Origin of the sequence: Sedimentitalea todarodis, assembly GCF_032595355.1 — a bacterium.
GTDB classification, from domain to species: Bacteria; Pseudomonadota; Alphaproteobacteria; order Rhodobacterales; family Rhodobacteraceae; genus Sedimentitalea; species Sedimentitalea todarodis.
Genome location: NZ_JASMWN010000001.1, coordinates 326,672 through 343,789 on the forward strand (window position 1 = coordinate 326,672; position 17,118 = coordinate 343,789).

Sequence of the window (17,118 nt, forward strand, 5' to 3'; positions counted from 1 at the left end):
TCCACGGACTTGCGAAAGCGGGGAATGCGGGGCAGGTTGCACCATGGTCTTTAAATCCCAGATGAATCAGGCACTTGAACAGGCGCGTGCTGCGGGCGCACGCGGCGAAGTGCCGGTCGGCGCGGTTGTTGTCGCGCCGGATGGTCGGGTTGTGGCCGCCGCGGGAAACCGGACCCGCGAGTTGAACGACCCGACGGCCCATGCCGAGATTCTGGCGATCCGTGCCGCATGTGCGGCGGCGGGGAGCGAGCGGTTGGTCGGGCATGACCTCTATGTCACGTTGGAGCCGTGTCCGATGTGTGCCGCCGCCATTGCCTTTGCCCGGATCGGGCGGCTGTACTACGGGGCATCCGACCCGAAATCAGGTGGCGTCGCGCATGGCGCGCGAGTCTTCGACCACGCCCAGACGCATCACGCCCCAGACGTTTACGACGGACTCGCCGAAGCCGAGTCCGCCGAGCTGCTGCGCCAGTTCTTTGTTCAACGGCGCAGCGAGGGTTAGCGCGCAGGTGTCGAACGGCGGACATTGCCGTGCCAGTCTTCTCCGGGGATCGACCCGGTCTCCAGGTTCAATCCAGCGAGAAAGCCGCCGGTGCCGCCGCGCTCAAGCGCGACAAGCCCGGCCAAGGCTGCGATCAGCGGCAGGGCGATCCAGATCCGAGAGCCGCGAAACCAACGTGTGGCGGGACGCGCGGTTGACGCGGGCAGGCAGTCTGCAGTGTGTGTCATGGAAATCTCCAATCCTGACGATATGAGTTGATATCGTTGATATAGGACCGGCAGATACATAATGAAAATGAATGTTTGATCTGCAAACTATCACCAAAAGTGATGGTTTGCGAGACCCTCCGGACACTTGCGGAGCAGGGAGAGCACCCACGCCTCTAGATCTGTATCGGTTGCAGCACCTGTGGTTCGATCACATCCACGTCGGGCAGGGCCTTGGCCAGCGTTTCAGCGGATTGTTCGAGAATCGGAAAAGTACGATAATGGCAGGGGATCAGGGTCTTGAAGTTGAAGTAGCGTTTGGCCGCGTAGGCGACCTTGGCCATGTCCATCGTGAAATGCCCGCCTGCAGACAGGATGCCGATGTCGGGTTTGTAGTAGTCTGCGAACCATTCCATATCTGCCATGATGTCGGTGTCGCCGCTGATATAGACGGTGTGGCCTTCGGCGTTCAGCATATAGCCGACCTCCGATCCGCCGGTGCGCGGGCCGTCTTCGGTCGAGAAGGTCGAGGAATGCTGGGCGGTCACCATCGAGAGCGTTGCGCCGCCCAGATCGACCGTGCCGCCCTTGTTGAAACCGACGGTGTTGATCTCTTCGGTTTCACCCCAGAAGCCCATGATATCATACTGGCCGACAGCGGGGATGTCCAATTTCCTGCACAGCGCCACGACGTCCACGACATGGTCGAAATGCACATGGGTCAGGATGATATGCGTGGCACCGGCAACGGCATCTTCGTGCTGGTCCTCGCCGAGCATCGGATTGCCTGTCAGCCAGGGGTCGATGAGCAAGACCAGATCGCCGGTCTCGATGCGAAAACTGCCATGTCCAAGCCAGATGATATTCATAGGTGTCTCCCTTTGCCTGTCTCGACCCTAGCAACTGGCAGCGAGAAATCCAGCGACAGCGGTATCAGGTCTTGGGACCGCCCTTCATGTTCGGCGCTGTCCGTCCCCGGTATCGCACGGTGAGGTCGAGTGGCGCGTCGTTCTCGTCATAGACACCGAGCACGATGCCACGTCCTCTGCTCATCGTGCGCATCTCGATCAGTTGCGCCTCACTGCGCGTCGTGCGTTGCGAGGGGCGTCGCGCCCAGACAAACAGCTTGTCATACATCTTTGCGATGACATCGGCATGATCTTTGCTTTCCCCCAGATCGTTCAACTCATCCGGGTCGTTGACAAGATCAAAGAGCATGGGCCGATGGCCGCCCTCGAAATGCATCAGCTTCCATTGCTTGTCCGCCACCATGAACATGGTCGCATCCCGCACGCTTGCACCAAGTTTGTCCGCCAGTGGCGAAGCGGAATAGTCATATTCGCAGATCACATAATCGCGCAGCGTCTCCGCAGATTTGCCGTGCAGGATCGGCATCAGGCTTTCGCCTTCCAGGATGTGACGGTCCGGTGCGGTGCCAGTGGCTTCGACAAATGTCGGGGCAAGATCAATGCACTCCACGAGCGCATCACAGACGCTGCCACGGGTGGAATCGGCTTCGGCGGAGGGGTCATAGATGATCAGCGGTACGACTGTCGATGCGTCGTGGAAAAAGGTCTTTTCGCCCAGCCAGTGATCACCGAGGAAATCGCCATGATCGGACGTCAGCACGATCATGGTGTCCTCCATCCGGCCGGTTTGCTCCAGCCATTTGAACAAGCGCCCCATCTGGTCATCGGCCTGTTTGATCAGTCCCATGTAGGCGGGGACCACGGCCTCGCGCACGTCTTGCCGGGAAAAGGCCTCGCCGACCTGACTTTCCATGAACGCCCTGAAGACGGGGTGGGTCGTCTCCCGCTCGCTGTTCGAGCGCACCGGAGGCAGCACGTGTTCCGGCCCGAACATCGAGGCATAGGGGTCCGGCACGATATAGGGCCAATGTGGTTTGATGTAACTCAGATGGCAGCACCACGGCCCATCCTGCCTTGCGATAAACTCCATGGCCCGACCGGTAAGATAGGGTGTTTCGCTGTCAGGCTCGGCAATGTTGGCGGCGCTGGTGGCATTCTTGAGGAACCAGCCCGAGAGTACATTGCCCGCCTCATCAAGGCCGGAATTCGCAAAGTCATGCCAGGGGTTGTCGCTCTCATATCCCTTTGCCTTCAACCAGGCATTGTATGCCTTGGCTCCGTCCGGGTCGTAATACCCGTCCGGACCTTCCGGCAGCATGCCGTCATCGCGTTCGAACACGTCGAACCCGCACTCGGCGACACGGGCACCGATAAGGCTGTCGGGCGCAAGTCCCAGACGTGCCATCCCCTCGGCATCGGCGCGCATATGGGTCTTGCCCACAAGAAAGCAATCCATTCCGGCCTTGCGCAGATGGTCGCCCATCGTGACTTCCCCGACCTTAAGCGGAATGCCGTTCCAGCTGGCACCATGGCTGTGCACATAGCGCCCGGTATAGGTCGACATGCGCGAAGAGCCGCAGACGGGAGATTGAATATAGCACCGGGTAAAACGGACACCCTTTGCCGCCAGCCGGTCGATGTGGGGTGTCTTCAGGTGCGGATGGCCGTAACAGCTCAGGTAATCGCACCGCAACTGATCGAACATGATGAAGAGGATATTCTTGGGTTTGGCCATGTCTGTTAACTGGGGCGGCACACCCGGACTGCATTGCGCACCCCGGCAGCCTGCCTCTCTCCCTTGATTCTGGGCGTCAAACTAAGGAGCGAAACCAGAAAGAGGAAACAGTTAGTTTGCAGGCCTCAACGCAAGATGGATCTTGGTGGAGGCGAAAGGCCGGCATGTTTGCGAAGTGATCTTTGGCCGGGAGCAAGGCGCAGGCCGAAGTGTCACCGGTTTTGGGATGGTCTCAATGGAGCGGGCGATGAGATTCGAACTCACGACCCTAACCTTGGCAAGGTTATGCTCTACCCCTGAGCTACGCCCGCGTCCTTGAGTGAGGCGTGAGATATAAACAACTGACCCGACCCGCAAGGGGAAAAACAAGGGATGCACCAAAAAAATCGCCGCAACGCGACGGAACTTTGTCGCGCCAGCGTATCAGAGGTGTTGACGTTGTAGAATTGATGAAAGGCGCGATGATGACGGCTGTTGAGACGTGCAGAATTGTGTTTCTGAGTTGCGCGATCCTGTTGGGCCTGACCCTCGATGCGTTCGCCTCTACGCAGGTGACCGCAGATGACGTTCCGCTGGTTTGGATCACGGACGGCTGAGTCCAGAGCCGCAACCGGGATGCCAGGCACGGGCGATCCCGGCTGGCAAAAATCGCCAGCAGGCTTCTAACTTTGGTCGTGGCGCGCTAGGCTCTGGGCTTGCCGGCCCGCGAGGGCCCATGTCACAGGTGGCTGCACAATGGTCAGGGACGAGTTCAATCGCTACTGCGCGAGGTTCAGCGGCGCAACGCATGTCGTGCAATGGGGAAATTCGGATGTCTGGAAGGTCGGGGGCAAGGTCTTTGCGATCTGTGGCTGGGCTGAAGGCGAGGACGCCTATACGTTCAAGGCCTCGGACATCGCGTTCGAGGTCTTGTCAGACATGCCGGGCATCCGCCCCGCGCCATATCTCGCCTCGCGAGGGTTCAAGTGGTTGCAACATTACGCGGCGCCGGGGCTAACCGATGCCGAGTTGAAGCGCCACATCTCTGAATCCTACGATATGGTTGTCGCCGCCCTGACCAAGAAAAAACGCGCCGAACTGGGGCTGTAGGCCGAAAAGAGCGCCGAGAGCGTTGTGCGGATGACTTGGGCCATCCGGTTTCACCAACGCATTGAGAGCTATGATTTCAAACAGCTCTCGGTGAGTCTGGCATAGCGCGAGCCGCTGAAGTGCGACGTCGACAGGATGCGGATCAGGCGGCACCTTGTGCCGGGAAACGCGACCACGCCCGCGCCCGCCCGGTGGTTCAATACCGAGCGGTGCAACGCTGTAGGTCTATTCCAGTTCGATCAGCAGGTCCTTTGCGTCGATCTGGCTGCCGGGTTGGACATGGACCGTTTTGATTGTCGCAACGCGTTCGGCGTTCAGCCCGGTTTCCATCTTCATGGCTTCGATGGTCAGCAGCAGATCGCCCTCCTTGACGGCTTGACCCGCCTTTACTGCAACGGTAGCGACAACTCCCGGCATCGGAGCGCCGATGTGGTCAGGGTTGCCACTCTCGGCCTTGGCGCGTTTCTCGGCGGTGGATTTGACCATGCGGTTGGGCACGCGGATGACGCGGGGCTGGCCGTTCAGTTCGAAGAAGACCTTGACCTCGCCTTCTTCATTGGTTTCGCCCACCGCCTGCATGCGGATTTCCAGCGTCTTGCCCGGATCGATTTCCGCACTCAGTTCCTCGCCCGGTTGCATGCCGTAAAAGAACGTCGTGGTCGGCAGAGTGCGCACCGGACCATAAATCCGATGGCGCCCCATGTAGTCCATGAACACCTTGGGATACATGAGATAGCCGCACAGATCCTCTTCATCTATCTCCTTACCTTCAAGCTCTGCCGTGACGCTGGCGCGGACCCCATCGAAATCGACTGGGGGCAGGTGTTTGCCAGGGCGCTCCATGTTCGGTGTATCGCCCTTGAGCACCTTTTTGGTGATGCCCTCGGGAAAGCCGCCCGGCGGGTGGCCCAGATCGCCGCGCATCATGCCAATGACCGAATCCGGGAACGAGAGGTCCACATTCGGATCTTCGACATCTGCACGGGTCAGGCCCTGGCTGACCATCATGAGGGCCATGTCACCGACCACCTTGGAGGATGGCGTGACCTTTGGAATGTCACCGAACATCTGGTTTACATCGGCATACGTCTGCGCCACTTCGTGCCAACGCTCCTCAAGTCCCAGGGACCGCGCCTGGGCCTTGAGATTGGTGAACTGCCCGCCGGGCATCTCGTGCAGGTACACCTCGGAGTTGGGCGCTTGCAGACCGCTCTCGAAAGCCGCGTATTGTGCGCGAACCTGTTCCCAGTATTCGCTGATCTCCCGGATCGCGACCATGTCCAGCCCGGTGTCTCGGTCGGTGCGGCGCAGTGCCTCGACCACCGAGCCAAGCGTTGGCTGGCTGGTGTTGCCCGACAGTGCGTCCATCGCGCAGTCGACGGCGTCCACCCCCGCTTCGGAGGCCGCGAGGATGCTGGCGCAGCCGGCGCCGGCGGTGTCATGCGTGTGAAAGTGGATCGGCAGGCCGACCTCTTCCTTCAGCGCCCTGACCAGCGCCTTGGCGGCGGTGGGCTTGAGCAACCCGCCCATGTCCTTGAGGCCCAGGATGTGGGCCCCCGCATCGCGCAGTTCCTTGCCGGCCTCGACATAGTACTTCAGGTTGTACTTGGCCCGGTCGGGATCGTTGATATCGCCGGTATAGCAGATCGAGCCTTCGCAGAGTTTGCCCGAGTCCAGCACAGCATCCATCGCCACGCGCATGTTCTCGACCCAGTTGAGCGCATCAAAGACACGGAACAGATCGACGCCGGTTTCGGCGGCCTGCTTCACGAATTTCTGCACCACGTTGTCGGGATAGTTGGTGTAGCCGACCCCGTTGGAGCCACGCAGCAGCATCTGGGTCATCACGTTGGGCATGGCCGCGCGCAGGTCGCGCAGGCGCTGCCACGGGCATTCCTGCAGGAACCGATAGGCGACGTCGAAGGTGGCCCCGCCCCAGCATTCAACCGAGAACAACCCCGGCAGATTGGTGGCATAGACGGGTGCAACCCGGATCATGTCGATCGAGCGCATGCGCGTTGCCAGCAGCGACTGGTGGCTGTCGCGCATGGTGGTGTCGGTCACCAGCAGCTGCGATTGCGCCTTCATCCACTCGGCCACCGCCTGCGGTCCCTTCTGTTCCAGCAGGTTGCGGGTGCCCATCATCGGTTCGCCCCGCTGCGCAGGTGCCCGCGGCAGTTTCAGGTCGGCAGGCGGGCGCGGACGATCCTTGACCTCGGGATGGCCGTTGACCGTGATGTCGGCGATATAGGTCAGGACTTTGGTGCCGCGGTCGCGGCGACGCTTGAAATGGAACAGGTCCGGCGTTTCGTCGATGAATTTGGTGGTGTAGGTGTTGTTCAGAAACGTCGGGTGTTTCAGCAGGTTCTCGACAAAGGCGATGTTGGTGCTGACCCCGCGCACCCGGAATTCGCGCAGCGCGCGGTCCATCCGCGCAATCGCCGCCTCGGGGGTCGGCGCCCAGGCGGTGACCTTGGTCAGCAGGCTGTCGTAGTAGCGCGTGATGAAACCGCCGGCATAGGCGGTGCCGCCATCGAGCCGGATGCCCATGCCGGTGGCTGACCGAAACGCGGTAATGCGGCCGTAATCAGGGATGAAGTTGTTCTGCGGGTCCTCGGTCGTGACACGGGTTTGCAGCGCGTGACCGTTCAGGTGCACATCTTCCTGGCTGGGCTTGCCGGTGGCATCGGCGATGGTCTTGCCCTCGGCGATCAGGATCTGCGCGCGGACGATGTCGATGCCGGTGACTTCTTCGGTGACGGTGTGTTCGACCTGCACGCGCGGGTTCACTTCGATGAAGTAGAACTGCTCGTTCTCCATATCCATCAGGAATTCAACCGTGCCCGCGCATTCATAGTTCACGTGCTTGCAGATGCGATATCCAAGGTCGCAGATCTCGGTGCGCTGCGCCTCGGTCAGATAGGGGGCAGGGGCGCGTTCAACGACTTTCTGGTTGCGGCGTTGCACCGAACAATCGCGTTCATAAAGATGATACATCCCGCCATGCTTGTCGCCGAGGATCTGCACCTCGACATGGCGCGCGCTGGTAATCATTTTTTCCAGATAGCCTTCGCCATTGCCAAAGGCGGCCTCGGCCTCGCGGCGGCCTTCGCGGATTTTCTCCTCGAGTTCGTCGGCATTCAGGATCGGACGCATGCCGCGTCCACCGCCACCCCAGGACGCCTTGAGCATCAGGGGATAGCCGACTTTGTCCGCCTCGGAGCGGATCGCATCCATGTCCTCGCCCAGAACTTCGGTTGCCGGGATCACCGGCACGCCGGCTTCGATGGCGACCTTGCGTGCGCTGGCCTTGTCGCCAAGCGCGCGCATCGTTTCGGCGCGTGGTCCGATAAAGGTGATTCCGGCCTGGTCGCAGGCATCGACGAAATCGGGGTTTTCCGACAGCAGGCCATAGCCCGGATGGATCGCATCGGCGCCGCATTCGCGCGCCACGCGGATGATCTCTGCGATCGACAGATAGGCCGCGACCGGCCCCATCCCTTCGCCGATACGATAGGCCTCGTCGGCCTTGAACCGGTGCAGCCCGAGCTTGTCCTCTTCGGCATAGACCGCAACCGTGCGTTTGCCCATCTCGTTCGCAGCCCGCATCACGCGGATCGCAATCTCGCCCCGGTTGGCAATCAGAATCTTCTTGAAATCAGGCATGGCATGCTCCTGGTGCCTCAAAGTATCGGCTTGTTCTATTCAGCTTGTTACCAGACGTAAACGTCTGCGTCTGATGTTATTGCCACGCCGCGCCTCATGCCTCTTCGTTGGGCACTTCAGCATATCGTCGGCAGTTCTATGGGATCAGGCAAATCCTGCAAACTGTGTGCACCAATCTGCCCCATGTTGGCCTGCATGTCCCTGGTCAGCAGGTCGACCAGATGCGGCGGCCCATCCGCGCCGAGGGCGGCCAGGGCAAAGTGAAATCCACGCCCCAGCATCACGAAATCCGCACCGAGCGCTAAGGCGCGCAGGATATCGAGGCCGCTCTCGATCCCGCTGTCGAAGAGGAGCGGCAGCGTCGTTTCCGCCCGGATGGCGGGCAGCACCTCGATGCTCGACAACGAGCCGTCAAACTGCCGTCCGGCATGGTTGGACACCCATAATGCGTCGATACCGATCTGTTCCAGCGGTGCTGCATCCTCGGGGCGCATGATCCCTTTCAGGACAAACGGCCCGTCCCAGTGATCGCGCAGCCAGCGGACATACTCCATGTCCGGCGAGGTGCGCAGAATATAGCCGATATGCGCGGTCGGCGGCAGATTGGCCTGCGCGCCGGTGATGTATTTGTCGAGGGTGCGCATGCGTGGCATCCCCCTGCGGGCCATGCCCGCAGCCCAGACCGGGCGCATTCCGACCTGGGCCAGAAGGCGGGGCGTGAGCCGGGGCGGTTGCGTCAGCCCGGACCGGGTCTGACGTTCGCGGCGCGACGCAACCGGTACATCCACCGTCAGCACAAGCGTGCAAAAGCCCGCGGTGCGCGCCCGGTCCAGCAGATCGCGGCGAATCTCGGGAGCCTTGGGCGGGTACAGCTGAAACCAGGCATCTGGTCCCAGGTGCGGTGCTATGTCTTCGGGACTGGCGCTGGCGACGGTGGACATGCAAAAGGGCATCCCCGCCTGCGCTGCGGCCTGGGCCAGCAGGGCCTCGGCATCTGGCCAGATCAGGCCGGACATGCCGATGGGAGAGACGCCAAACGGTTGTCGATATGTTTGGCCCAGCAAGGTCGTGCTGATATCCGGTTCGATCGCGCCGTGCAGGATCGAGGGAGCAAAGCCGATTCGATCCAGCGCAGCGCGGTTGCGCGACTTGGTCGCCTCGGCGCCGGTGCCGCTGTCGAGATATTCCCAGACGAACTTGGGCAACCGACGTTTGGCGCGCCATTTCAGATCGATCAGACCAGGATACCTGCCGTGAAAATCCATACTGTCTTTTCCGGTGTGCCGCGCAACAGCGCAAGCTTTAACAACGCTGCGGCTGGATGGAATTGCCGTTTCGTGCTAAAGTTGTCGGGTTTTATTGAAATCAAAGAAATTTGTTCGGAGTTTGCCATGACCATTGAAACCGCAATTCGCGTTTGTGCCTCGTCCTCAGTCACCGCTACCGCAGCTTTTGCGGCCTGGCAGGCCGTTGAAAGCAAGCTGGAAGAGATCGGTGTTAACAACGACCGTCGCCGTGCCAGCCTGATTGGTCAATGCGCCCATGAAAGCGCACGGTTCAAGACACGGTTCGAGAACCTCAACTATTCGGCCGCCGGGTTGTGGAAGATTTTTCGCCGCCATTTTTCCTCGCAGGCCGAGACCAATTCCTTTGCCCGGGACCCGGAGAAAATCGCCAATCGCGTCTATGCCAACCGGATGGGCAATGGCAGCCGGACGTCGGGGGATGGCTGGCGCTACCGTGGGCGCGGGTATCTGCAGCTGACCGGCAAAGACAACTATACGCGCTATGGGACCGCGATTGGCGAGGATCTCGTATCGAACCCGGACCGCGCGGCCGATCCCGATATCTGCTGGCTGATCGGGGCCGAGTATCTCTCCCGCACCCGGCGGTCAGGCCGGACGCTCCTGGAATGGGCAGATGTCCCCGACATCCTGATGGTCACGAAGGGCATCAACGGCGGCACCCATGGGTTGGCCGACCGCGAAGTTCTGACCGGCAAGGCACATGCGGAATTGACCGGCAACGCGAGTGTTGCGGAATGGCAGGCGTTGTTGCTGAACGCGGGACTCAATCCGGGGCCGATCGACGGGTTGTTCGGCTCCAAGACCGAAGCCGCCCGCGAGGCCGCCGAAGCCCACTTTGGCGTGAACGGCGATGCGCTGCTCGCGGTTCTGCGCGGGATCGAATAAGGCCGGAACAAGCCGCGAACATCCCTTTTCCTGCCTGCCGGGTTCGGCTACATTGCCCGCATGAGCAGTTTTGACGATATCGACACCTTTGAAGGCGGATCGCTTTCGGCGCGCGCAATGGCCGCGCGCCCGCAGCCCTATCTTGACGGCCTGAACCCGGCACAACGCGAGGCGGTCGAAAAACTGGACGGCCCGATGCTGATGCTGGCCGGGGCAGGGACCGGCAAGACCAAGGCGCTGACTGCCCGGATCGTGCATCTGATGCAGACCGGCGCGGCGCGACCGAACGAGATTCTGGCGGTGACCTTCACCAACAAGGCCGCGCGCGAAATGAAGAATCGCGTGGGTGGCATGTTGGGGCAATCGATTGAAGGGATGCCGTGGCTGGGCACGTTCCATGCGATCTGTGTGAAACTGTTGCGCCGCCATGCGGAACTTGCCGGGCTGAAGTCAAATTTCACCATTCTGGATACCGACGATCAAATCCGGCTGATGAAGCAATTGATTTCCGCGACGGGGATCGACGACAAGCGTTGGCCAGCACGGCAACTCGCAGGGATCATCGACGGCTGGAAAAACCGCGCGTTGACGCCCGAAAAAGTGCCAGCGTCGGATGCGGGCGCCTACAACAACATGGGTGTCAAACTGTACGCCCAGTATCAGGCGCGGTTGAAAGAGCTGAACGCGGTCGATTTCGGCGATCTGCTGTTGCACATGGTGACGATTTTCCAGAGCCACCCGGATGTTCTGGAGCAATACCAGCGCTGGTTCCGCTACATCCTCGTGGATGAGTATCAGGATACCAACGTCGCCCAATACATGTGGCTGCGGCTGCTGGCGGCGTCGCACCGGAACATCTGTTGTGTCGGTGATGATGACCAGTCGATCTATGGCTGGCGCGGGGCCGAGGTGGGCAATATCCTGCGATTTGAAAAGGATTTCCCCGGCGCGCATGTGGTGCGGCTGGAACAGAATTATCGCAGCACGCCGCATATTCTGGCTGCTGCTTCGGGTGTCATCCGAGGCAATGAAGGGCGTTTGGGCAAAGAGCTGTGGACCGAAGCCGAAGGCGGTGAGAAGGTCCGCTTGATCGGTCATTGGGACGGCGAGGAAGAGGCGCGTTGGATCGGTGAAGAGATCGAGGCGATGCAGGGCGGTGCACGCGGGCTGCGGCCGATCGGACTCGACGAGATGGCCATCCTTGTCCGCGCCAGCCACCAGATGCGTGTCTTTGAGGACCGGTTCCTGACCATCGGTCTGCCGTATCGCGTAATCGGCGGACCACGGTTCTACGAGCGGATGGAAATCCGCGATGCCATGGCCTATTTCCGCGTCGTGGTCAGCCCCGAGGACGATCTGGCGTTTGAACGGATCGTCAACACGCCAAAACGGGGCCTGGGTGACAAGGCGCAACAGACCATTCAGACCACGGCGCGTGCCAATGGCGTGCCCCTGATCGAAGGGGCGCGGCTTGCGGTGCAGGATGGTTTGATCAAAGGCAAGGGGGCTGCGGCGCTGGCCGGACTGGTCGAAGGCATCGCGCGATGGGGCCGGATGGCCGACGATGCAGGCATGACCCACATGGAACTGGCCGAGATCATTCTGGACGAAAGCGGCTATACCGGCCATTGGCAGAACGACAAGACGCCCGAGGCACCGGGCCGGCTCGAGAATCTCAAGGAATTGATCAAGGCGTTGGAGGGGTTCGAGAACCTGCTGGGGTTTCTGGAACACGTCAGCCTGATCATGGACAATGAAAAAGATGACGCCGGGCAGAAGGTCAGCATCATGACCCTGCACGCCGCCAAGGGGCTGGAATTTCCCGCCGTGTTCTTGCCGGGCTGGGAGGACGGGTTGTTTCCGTCACAGCGCAGCATGGATGAAAGCGGGCTCAAGGGGCTCGAGGAAGAACGCCGCCTCGCCTATGTCGGTATCACCCGCGCCGAAGAACTCTGCACGATCTCCTTTGCCGGAAACCGGCGGGTGTTTGGCCAATGGCAATCACAACTGCCGTCCCGCTTTATCGACGAATTGCCCGAAGAGCATGTCGAGGTACTGACCCCGCCGGGGCTTTACGGTGGTGGGTACGGGGCTGCAGGCATGGCGCAGCAACCGGATGTGCAATCTGATATTTCCGAGCGTGTGGCCAGGGCGGACGGGTACAATTCGCCCGGCTGGAAGCGGTTGCAGGCGCGGGCGGGCGAGCGGGGGTTGTCGCAACCCAAGGAGAGCCGGAACACCGTGATCGACATGAGCGCGGTCAGCAGCTTTGTTATCGGAGAGCGGGTGTTCCACCAGAAATTCGGCTATGGTGCCATCACCGGGATCGAAGGTGACAAGCTCGAGATCGACTTTGAAAAGGCCGGGTCCAAGAAGGTCGTGGCCCGGTTTGTCAGCGCAAGCGACGATATCCCGTTCTGAACCGCACGTGGATCACAGGATTGGTCCGACCGTGGCAACCGCGTTGTTCCAGATGCGCCTGTGCCGCGGCCAGGCGTCCACGTCAGCAAGCGTCACAAGATCAGACTCGGCGATGTAATCGGCCTGGCGTGCGGTGATGTCGGCGGTGATGGCACGATCGCACAGCAGCAGATTGTTTTCGTAGTTCAGATCAAAGCTGCGCAGGTCGAGGTTCGAGGACCCGATCAGGCTGACTTCATCGTCAATGGTCAGGGTCTTGGCGTGAAGCAAGCCGCCGCGATACTCGTGAATCGTCACCCCCGCCTCGAGCAGGTTGCGATAGCTGGAATGGCTGGCGGCGGCAACAATCCAGGAATCGTTCAGTTTGGGAAAGATCATCGTCACCGCAACGCCCCGAAAGGCTGCGGCGCAGATCGCCTCAAGCACGATGGCATTGGGCACAAAATAGGGCGTCGAAATCGTTACGCGTTTGCGGGCTCCGTTCATCAGCGTCGAAAACAGATGTGGTGTCGCCAATCGCCGCTCGGTCGGGCCGTCCCCCATAATCTGCGCGATACAGCCGGGTTCATGGCGGCCCGGAGTCAGCCGGAAATCGTCAAGCGACCCGCCAGAATGGGCGATCCAGTCGCCGGCGAACAACAACTGGTTCTGGGCGACCACCGGCCCTTCGATGCGCAGCATGATATCAACCCAGGGCGCATAGCGGGCCTTGACCCGGAATTCGGGGTCGGCACAGTTCTGGCTGCCGCAATAGGTGATTTTCCCGTCGATTACCGTGATCTTGCGGTGATTGCGCAGATCGAGCCGACTCTTGAAGATTGTCGCGATCGGGTTGTTGATCGGCAGCGCCACCGAAGTTTCAACACCCGCCTCGCGCATCTCGGCCCAAAGCGCCGATTTCACGAGGGTCCGCGATCCCAGTCCGTCGGCCATCGCCCGGCAGGTCACCCCCCGCCGCGCCGCGCGCATCAGCGCCTTGGCGGTGTTGGTGCCGGTCTCGTCATCCAGCCAGATATAGTAGAGGACGTGCACCTGGTGCTCTGCCGCATCGATGTCGGCAATCAGGCGGTCGCGGGCGGTCTGCGCATCGGGCATCAGTTCCACGGCGTTCCCGGAGACCGGCGGAAACCCGTTGATCGAATGGCTATACCGAAACGCGGGCACGAAACGGTCGGGTATCCGGTCGGTCGGGTCATCATCCGCCGATTGCAATTCGCGACCCATGGCATGAACCTCTTTCGTAACCGAGGCGATCCGTTTGCTGGCGGTATGGCCGAGGTCGATTTCTCCAAAGAGAAAATAGAGTATCGAGCCAACCACCGGAAGCACGCTGATCACCATGAACCAGGCCAGTCGGGTGGTGGCAGCCAGATCCTCCCGCAGCAGGATCCGAATGGTAAATGAAACAACGACCAGGATGTGGAGGGCGAGGGCAAGCATGCGTGCTGTCTTTTCATGAGGGCGCGGTTGCGCATTACACACAGCAGAAATGATTTGCACAAGATTGGCAACGCTGGCGCGTCTTTCGCCGGAGTTTCCGAAACGAGACGCTGGCCGAAAGGAAAAACGGCGACATCAGGGAGGAGGAATGATGCCGCCGCTCCTACAACACCAGTGCGCAGGGAGGAGGAACGCGCCCGGTGTATCAAGCCCGGTCTGTTGGACCGGAATAAAGGTGCGGCGACATCAGGGAGGAGGAGAGATGCCGCCGCTGGAAACAGACGCTCCAGGGAGGAGGAGAGGCGGGCCTGAACTCGAGTAACAGTTGCGTCCTGCGTGTCAGTTTGCTTCGTAAGCGGCCTGGTAGGCGACACGTTTCAGGATCGAACGGCGCAGGCCGAGATCGGCAAGATCGCGATCCGACAAGGCCGACAATTCGTGTAGGGTGCGGCGATACACGCGATAGCTTTGAATCCGCGTCAATAGCCCCCGCAGCCATTCAGCTGCACCGGGCGCGCTGTTTGAGTTCTTCAGTGCAAGTGTACTCATTGGTCCTTACCTCAGATGCTTTGGCGCTTGTTTGCGCCTCGACTTGCAAGGAAGATAGGCCAATGCTGCAGATGCACAATAGGCGACTGTTCAATGCTGCTATGCAGCAATTGCATGGGGCAAATGTATGTTCAGTAGGCGATTGCTCCGATTCTGCATAGAAAACAGTCGTATTTCCCGTTTCAGGCGACTACGACCGGGCTAACGCATACAGTGGGCAAGGAATGATCACATGAAGATTACGCAAGGTCATGTAAAGTCAGTACTTTCGACTTTGAGTCTTCCCGACGGCGGTGACCTTGTGAGTCGCGACATGGTGCGTGCCATTGCGATCGACGGGGGCGCAGTTCGGTTTGTGATCGAAGCACCGTCGCCAGAGATGGCGCAGCAAATGGAACCGTTGCGCCGTGCGGCAGAGGCCGCGATCCGGAATATGGAAGGTGTGGAAACCGTGTCGGTGGCGCTGACGGCGCATGGACCCGCAGAGAAACCTGCGGCGCCGAGCCTCAAGATCGGCGGCCACCCGAAACCACAGGAGGGGCCAACACGGCCCAGCGGAGTGGACCGGATCATCGCGGTTGCTTCGGGCAAGGGCGGTGTAGGGAAATCTACGGTGTCGTCCAATCTCGCGGTGGCCTTGGCGCGGGCGGGGCGCAAGGTGGGGCTGCTGGACGCTGACATATACGGTCCCAGCCAGCCGCGCATGATGGGCGCGTCCGGCAAACCGGCGTCGCCCGATGGCAAGACCATCATCCCCCTGCATGCACATGGGGTCACATTGATGTCGATCGGGTTCATGATCGAAGAAGGCAAGGCGATCGTCTGGCGCGGGCCCATGCTGATGGGCGCGCTGCAACAGATGTTGGGACAGGTGGAGTGGGGCAAGCTGGACGTGCTGATTGTCGATCTGCCTCCGGGAACCGGGGATGTGCAACTGACACTCTGTACCAAGACGCAATTGACAGGCGCAATCGTGGTCAGCACGCCGCAGGATGTCGCGCTGCTGGATGCGCGCAAGGCGCTGGACATGTTCGCGACACTCAAGACACCGGTTCTCGGGCTCATAGAGAACATGTCTGGTTTCGTCTGTCCGGACTGTGGCGCAGAGCACCAGATATTCGGTCATGGCGGCGTGGCTGCCGAAGCCAACAAGCTGGGCGTGCCCCTGCTTGGGACCTTGCCGATTGACCTTGAAACGCGACTAGCGGGAGATGGCGGTACGCCGGTGGCAGCAGCAACCGGCCCTGCAGCAGAGGCGTATGCGCGCATGGCGAACGGCCTGATTGAGGGCGGCATGGCCTGATCGGCCCCGCTCGCGCCTGTCTGGGAAATCATGGGACATTGCTGAATCGCCGCGGTTTCAGGCCGAATCAGACGGCATGACTCTTGCGGAATGGACAAGATTCGCCTGAGATATCAGGAACATAAAGTGAACACGAGAGCTGTGAATGTCACATTTGGAAAAAAGTTGGGAAATCGTGGGACAAATTTCAACTCAAACCAAGCCACTATATATTGTTATAAGTTCTCCACAGGGCACAACTTGTGACAAAGCGTTGTGCATTTTCCAGAAATTTCATCACATTTTACCAAGTTCTGGCCTAGGATTCGCTCGGGCCCTTTGCAATAAACAGTTGCGTCCCATTAATTCCCATGCGATCCCTAGTTCATCGGATGAAGAAGACAGCAGGGGCACCAAACGACCCCAAGCCAACGATAAGCAGGTTTCATACAGGCTACGACTTCATCAGACCAAGAGATCCGGCGCGCAAGCGAGCAGACATCCCCCCAGGTGGCGCGCGCGACTGGACACCCGCAAAGCGGGACGATGGCGGCGGGTTGATCAGTGGCAGCGGATCAACCCGCCGTTTTCTCTTTCAGGGGGTGAGCAGACGGGCGTTGGGACGCGTATAGAAGGGCAGGGAACTTGGGCCGCAGGTTCAGAGGCGAAGGCCACCACAAGGTGGATGCAAAGGGCAGGGTGTCAATCCCGGCCTCTTTTCGCCGTGTGCTCGAATCCGGTGATCCCAATTTTCAATCAGGTGGCAACCCCGAGCTTGTGATCGTCTATGGCGATCATCGCCGCAGTTACCTTGAATGTTACACGATGAACGCGATCGACGAGGTCGATGCCAAGATTGACGCCATGCCGCGCGGTTCGATGGAACGCAAGATGTTGCAGCGCCTCTTCCACGGCCAGTCCTTTCCGACCACTGTTGACGAGACCGGGCGCCTGGTTCTGCCCGCCAAACTGCGCAACAAGATCGGGCTGGAGGGCGAGGCCTTTTTTATCGCTGCCGGTGATACATTCCAGATATGGAAGCCCGAGACCTATGATACTGAGGAATTGGCCAAGACCGAGGCCTGGCTGGACGACCTTCCCGACGATTTCGATCCCCTTGTCTATCTGGACGGTGCCGGACCGCCCAGCGGTTCCGAGGGTTGAGCG

The 17,118-nt window shown here is 60.4% G+C and carries 13 protein-coding genes and 1 tRNA gene; 6 read left to right on the top strand and 8 right to left on the bottom strand.

All coding sequences use genetic code 11. The annotated features are described in order from the left end of the window. The first annotated feature begins 43 nt into the window (after nucleotides 1-43). Nucleotides 44-502, top strand: a complete 459-nt coding sequence (locus tag QO231_RS01585) for a nucleoside deaminase (protein ID WP_316772513.1) — start codon at nucleotides 44-46, stop codon at nucleotides 500-502. On the opposite strand, the gene QO231_RS01590 is transcribed toward QO231_RS01585, so the two are convergent. The 4 genes from QO231_RS01590 to QO231_RS01605 form a co-directional block, all read right to left on the bottom strand. Further along, complete coding sequence (locus tag QO231_RS01590; RefSeq protein WP_316772515.1) at nucleotides 499-729, bottom strand: hypothetical protein; 231 nt, start codon at nucleotides 727-729, stop codon at nucleotides 499-501. The genes QO231_RS01585 and QO231_RS01590 overlap by 4 nt on opposite strands. Before the next feature lie 155 nt (nucleotides 730-884). Next, nucleotides 885-1,577: a metal-dependent hydrolase gene (locus tag QO231_RS01595; protein WP_316772518.1), complete on the bottom strand. Its 693-nt coding sequence runs from the start codon at nucleotides 1,575-1,577 to the stop codon at nucleotides 885-887. A gap of 64 nt (nucleotides 1,578-1,641) precedes the next feature. Beyond that, the gene (locus tag QO231_RS01600; protein ID WP_316772520.1) at nucleotides 1,642-3,312 is read right to left on the bottom strand and encodes a sulfatase-like hydrolase/transferase; all 1,671 of its coding nucleotides are present in this window, start codon (nucleotides 3,310-3,312) and stop codon (nucleotides 1,642-1,644) included. A 236-nt stretch (nucleotides 3,313-3,548) separates the two neighbouring features. Then, a tRNA-Gly gene (locus QO231_RS01605) sits at nucleotides 3,549-3,623 on the bottom strand. A gap of 424 nt (nucleotides 3,624-4,047) precedes the next feature. Here QO231_RS01605 and QO231_RS01610 point away from each other — a divergent pair. Continuing rightward, the gene (locus tag QO231_RS01610; protein ID WP_316772523.1) at nucleotides 4,048-4,401 is read left to right on the top strand and encodes an MmcQ/YjbR family DNA-binding protein; all 354 of its coding nucleotides are present in this window, start codon (nucleotides 4,048-4,050) and stop codon (nucleotides 4,399-4,401) included. Nucleotides 4,402-4,626: 225 nt separating this feature from the next. On the opposite strand, the gene QO231_RS01615 is transcribed toward QO231_RS01610, so the two are convergent. Beyond that, nucleotides 4,627-8,067, bottom strand: a complete 3,441-nt coding sequence (locus QO231_RS01615) for a pyruvate carboxylase (protein WP_316772524.1) — start codon at nucleotides 8,065-8,067, stop codon at nucleotides 4,627-4,629. A 116-nt stretch (nucleotides 8,068-8,183) separates the two neighbouring features. Further along, entirely contained in the window at nucleotides 8,184-9,332 is a 1,149-nt protein-coding gene (locus QO231_RS01620) for an alpha-hydroxy acid oxidase (protein WP_316772527.1), read from the bottom strand. 126 nt (nucleotides 9,333-9,458) lie between these two features. Between QO231_RS01620 and QO231_RS01625 the strand changes: the two genes are divergently transcribed. Together QO231_RS01625 and QO231_RS01630 are read left to right on the top strand one after the other, a co-directional pair. Beyond that, nucleotides 9,459-10,259: a glycoside hydrolase family 19 protein gene (locus QO231_RS01625; RefSeq protein WP_316772530.1), complete on the top strand. Its 801-nt coding sequence runs from the start codon at nucleotides 9,459-9,461 to the stop codon at nucleotides 10,257-10,259. 60 nt (nucleotides 10,260-10,319) lie between these two features. Further along, nucleotides 10,320-12,680 carry an ATP-dependent helicase gene (locus QO231_RS01630; protein ID WP_316772533.1) on the top strand — a complete coding sequence of 787 codons (2,361 nt, stop codon included), beginning with the start codon at nucleotides 10,320-10,322 and terminating at the stop codon, nucleotides 12,678-12,680. A gap of 12 nt (nucleotides 12,681-12,692) precedes the next feature. Here QO231_RS01630 and cls read toward each other — a convergent pair whose 3' ends face one another. Beyond that, the gene (gene cls, locus QO231_RS01635) at nucleotides 12,693-14,120 is read right to left on the bottom strand and encodes a cardiolipin synthase (protein WP_316772535.1); all 1,428 of its coding nucleotides are present in this window, start codon (nucleotides 14,118-14,120) and stop codon (nucleotides 12,693-12,695) included. Nucleotides 14,121-14,459: 339 nt separating this feature from the next. Next, nucleotides 14,460-14,669, bottom strand: coding sequence for a DUF1127 domain-containing protein (locus QO231_RS01640; RefSeq protein ID WP_316772537.1), 210 nt, complete (start codon nucleotides 14,667-14,669; stop codon nucleotides 14,460-14,462). 232 nt (nucleotides 14,670-14,901) lie between these two features. Here QO231_RS01640 and QO231_RS01645 point away from each other — a divergent pair, with 232 nt between their 5' ends. Both QO231_RS01645 and mraZ read left to right on the top strand, forming a co-directional pair. Beyond that, nucleotides 14,902-15,972, top strand: a complete 1,071-nt coding sequence (locus QO231_RS01645) for an Mrp/NBP35 family ATP-binding protein (RefSeq protein ID WP_316772538.1) — start codon at nucleotides 14,902-14,904, stop codon at nucleotides 15,970-15,972. Nucleotides 15,973-16,596: 624 nt separating this feature from the next. Continuing rightward, nucleotides 16,597-17,115, top strand: a complete 519-nt coding sequence (mraZ, locus tag QO231_RS01650) for a division/cell wall cluster transcriptional repressor MraZ (RefSeq protein ID WP_316772541.1) — start codon at nucleotides 16,597-16,599, stop codon at nucleotides 17,113-17,115. The last annotated feature ends 3 nt before the right edge of the window (nucleotides 17,116-17,118 follow it).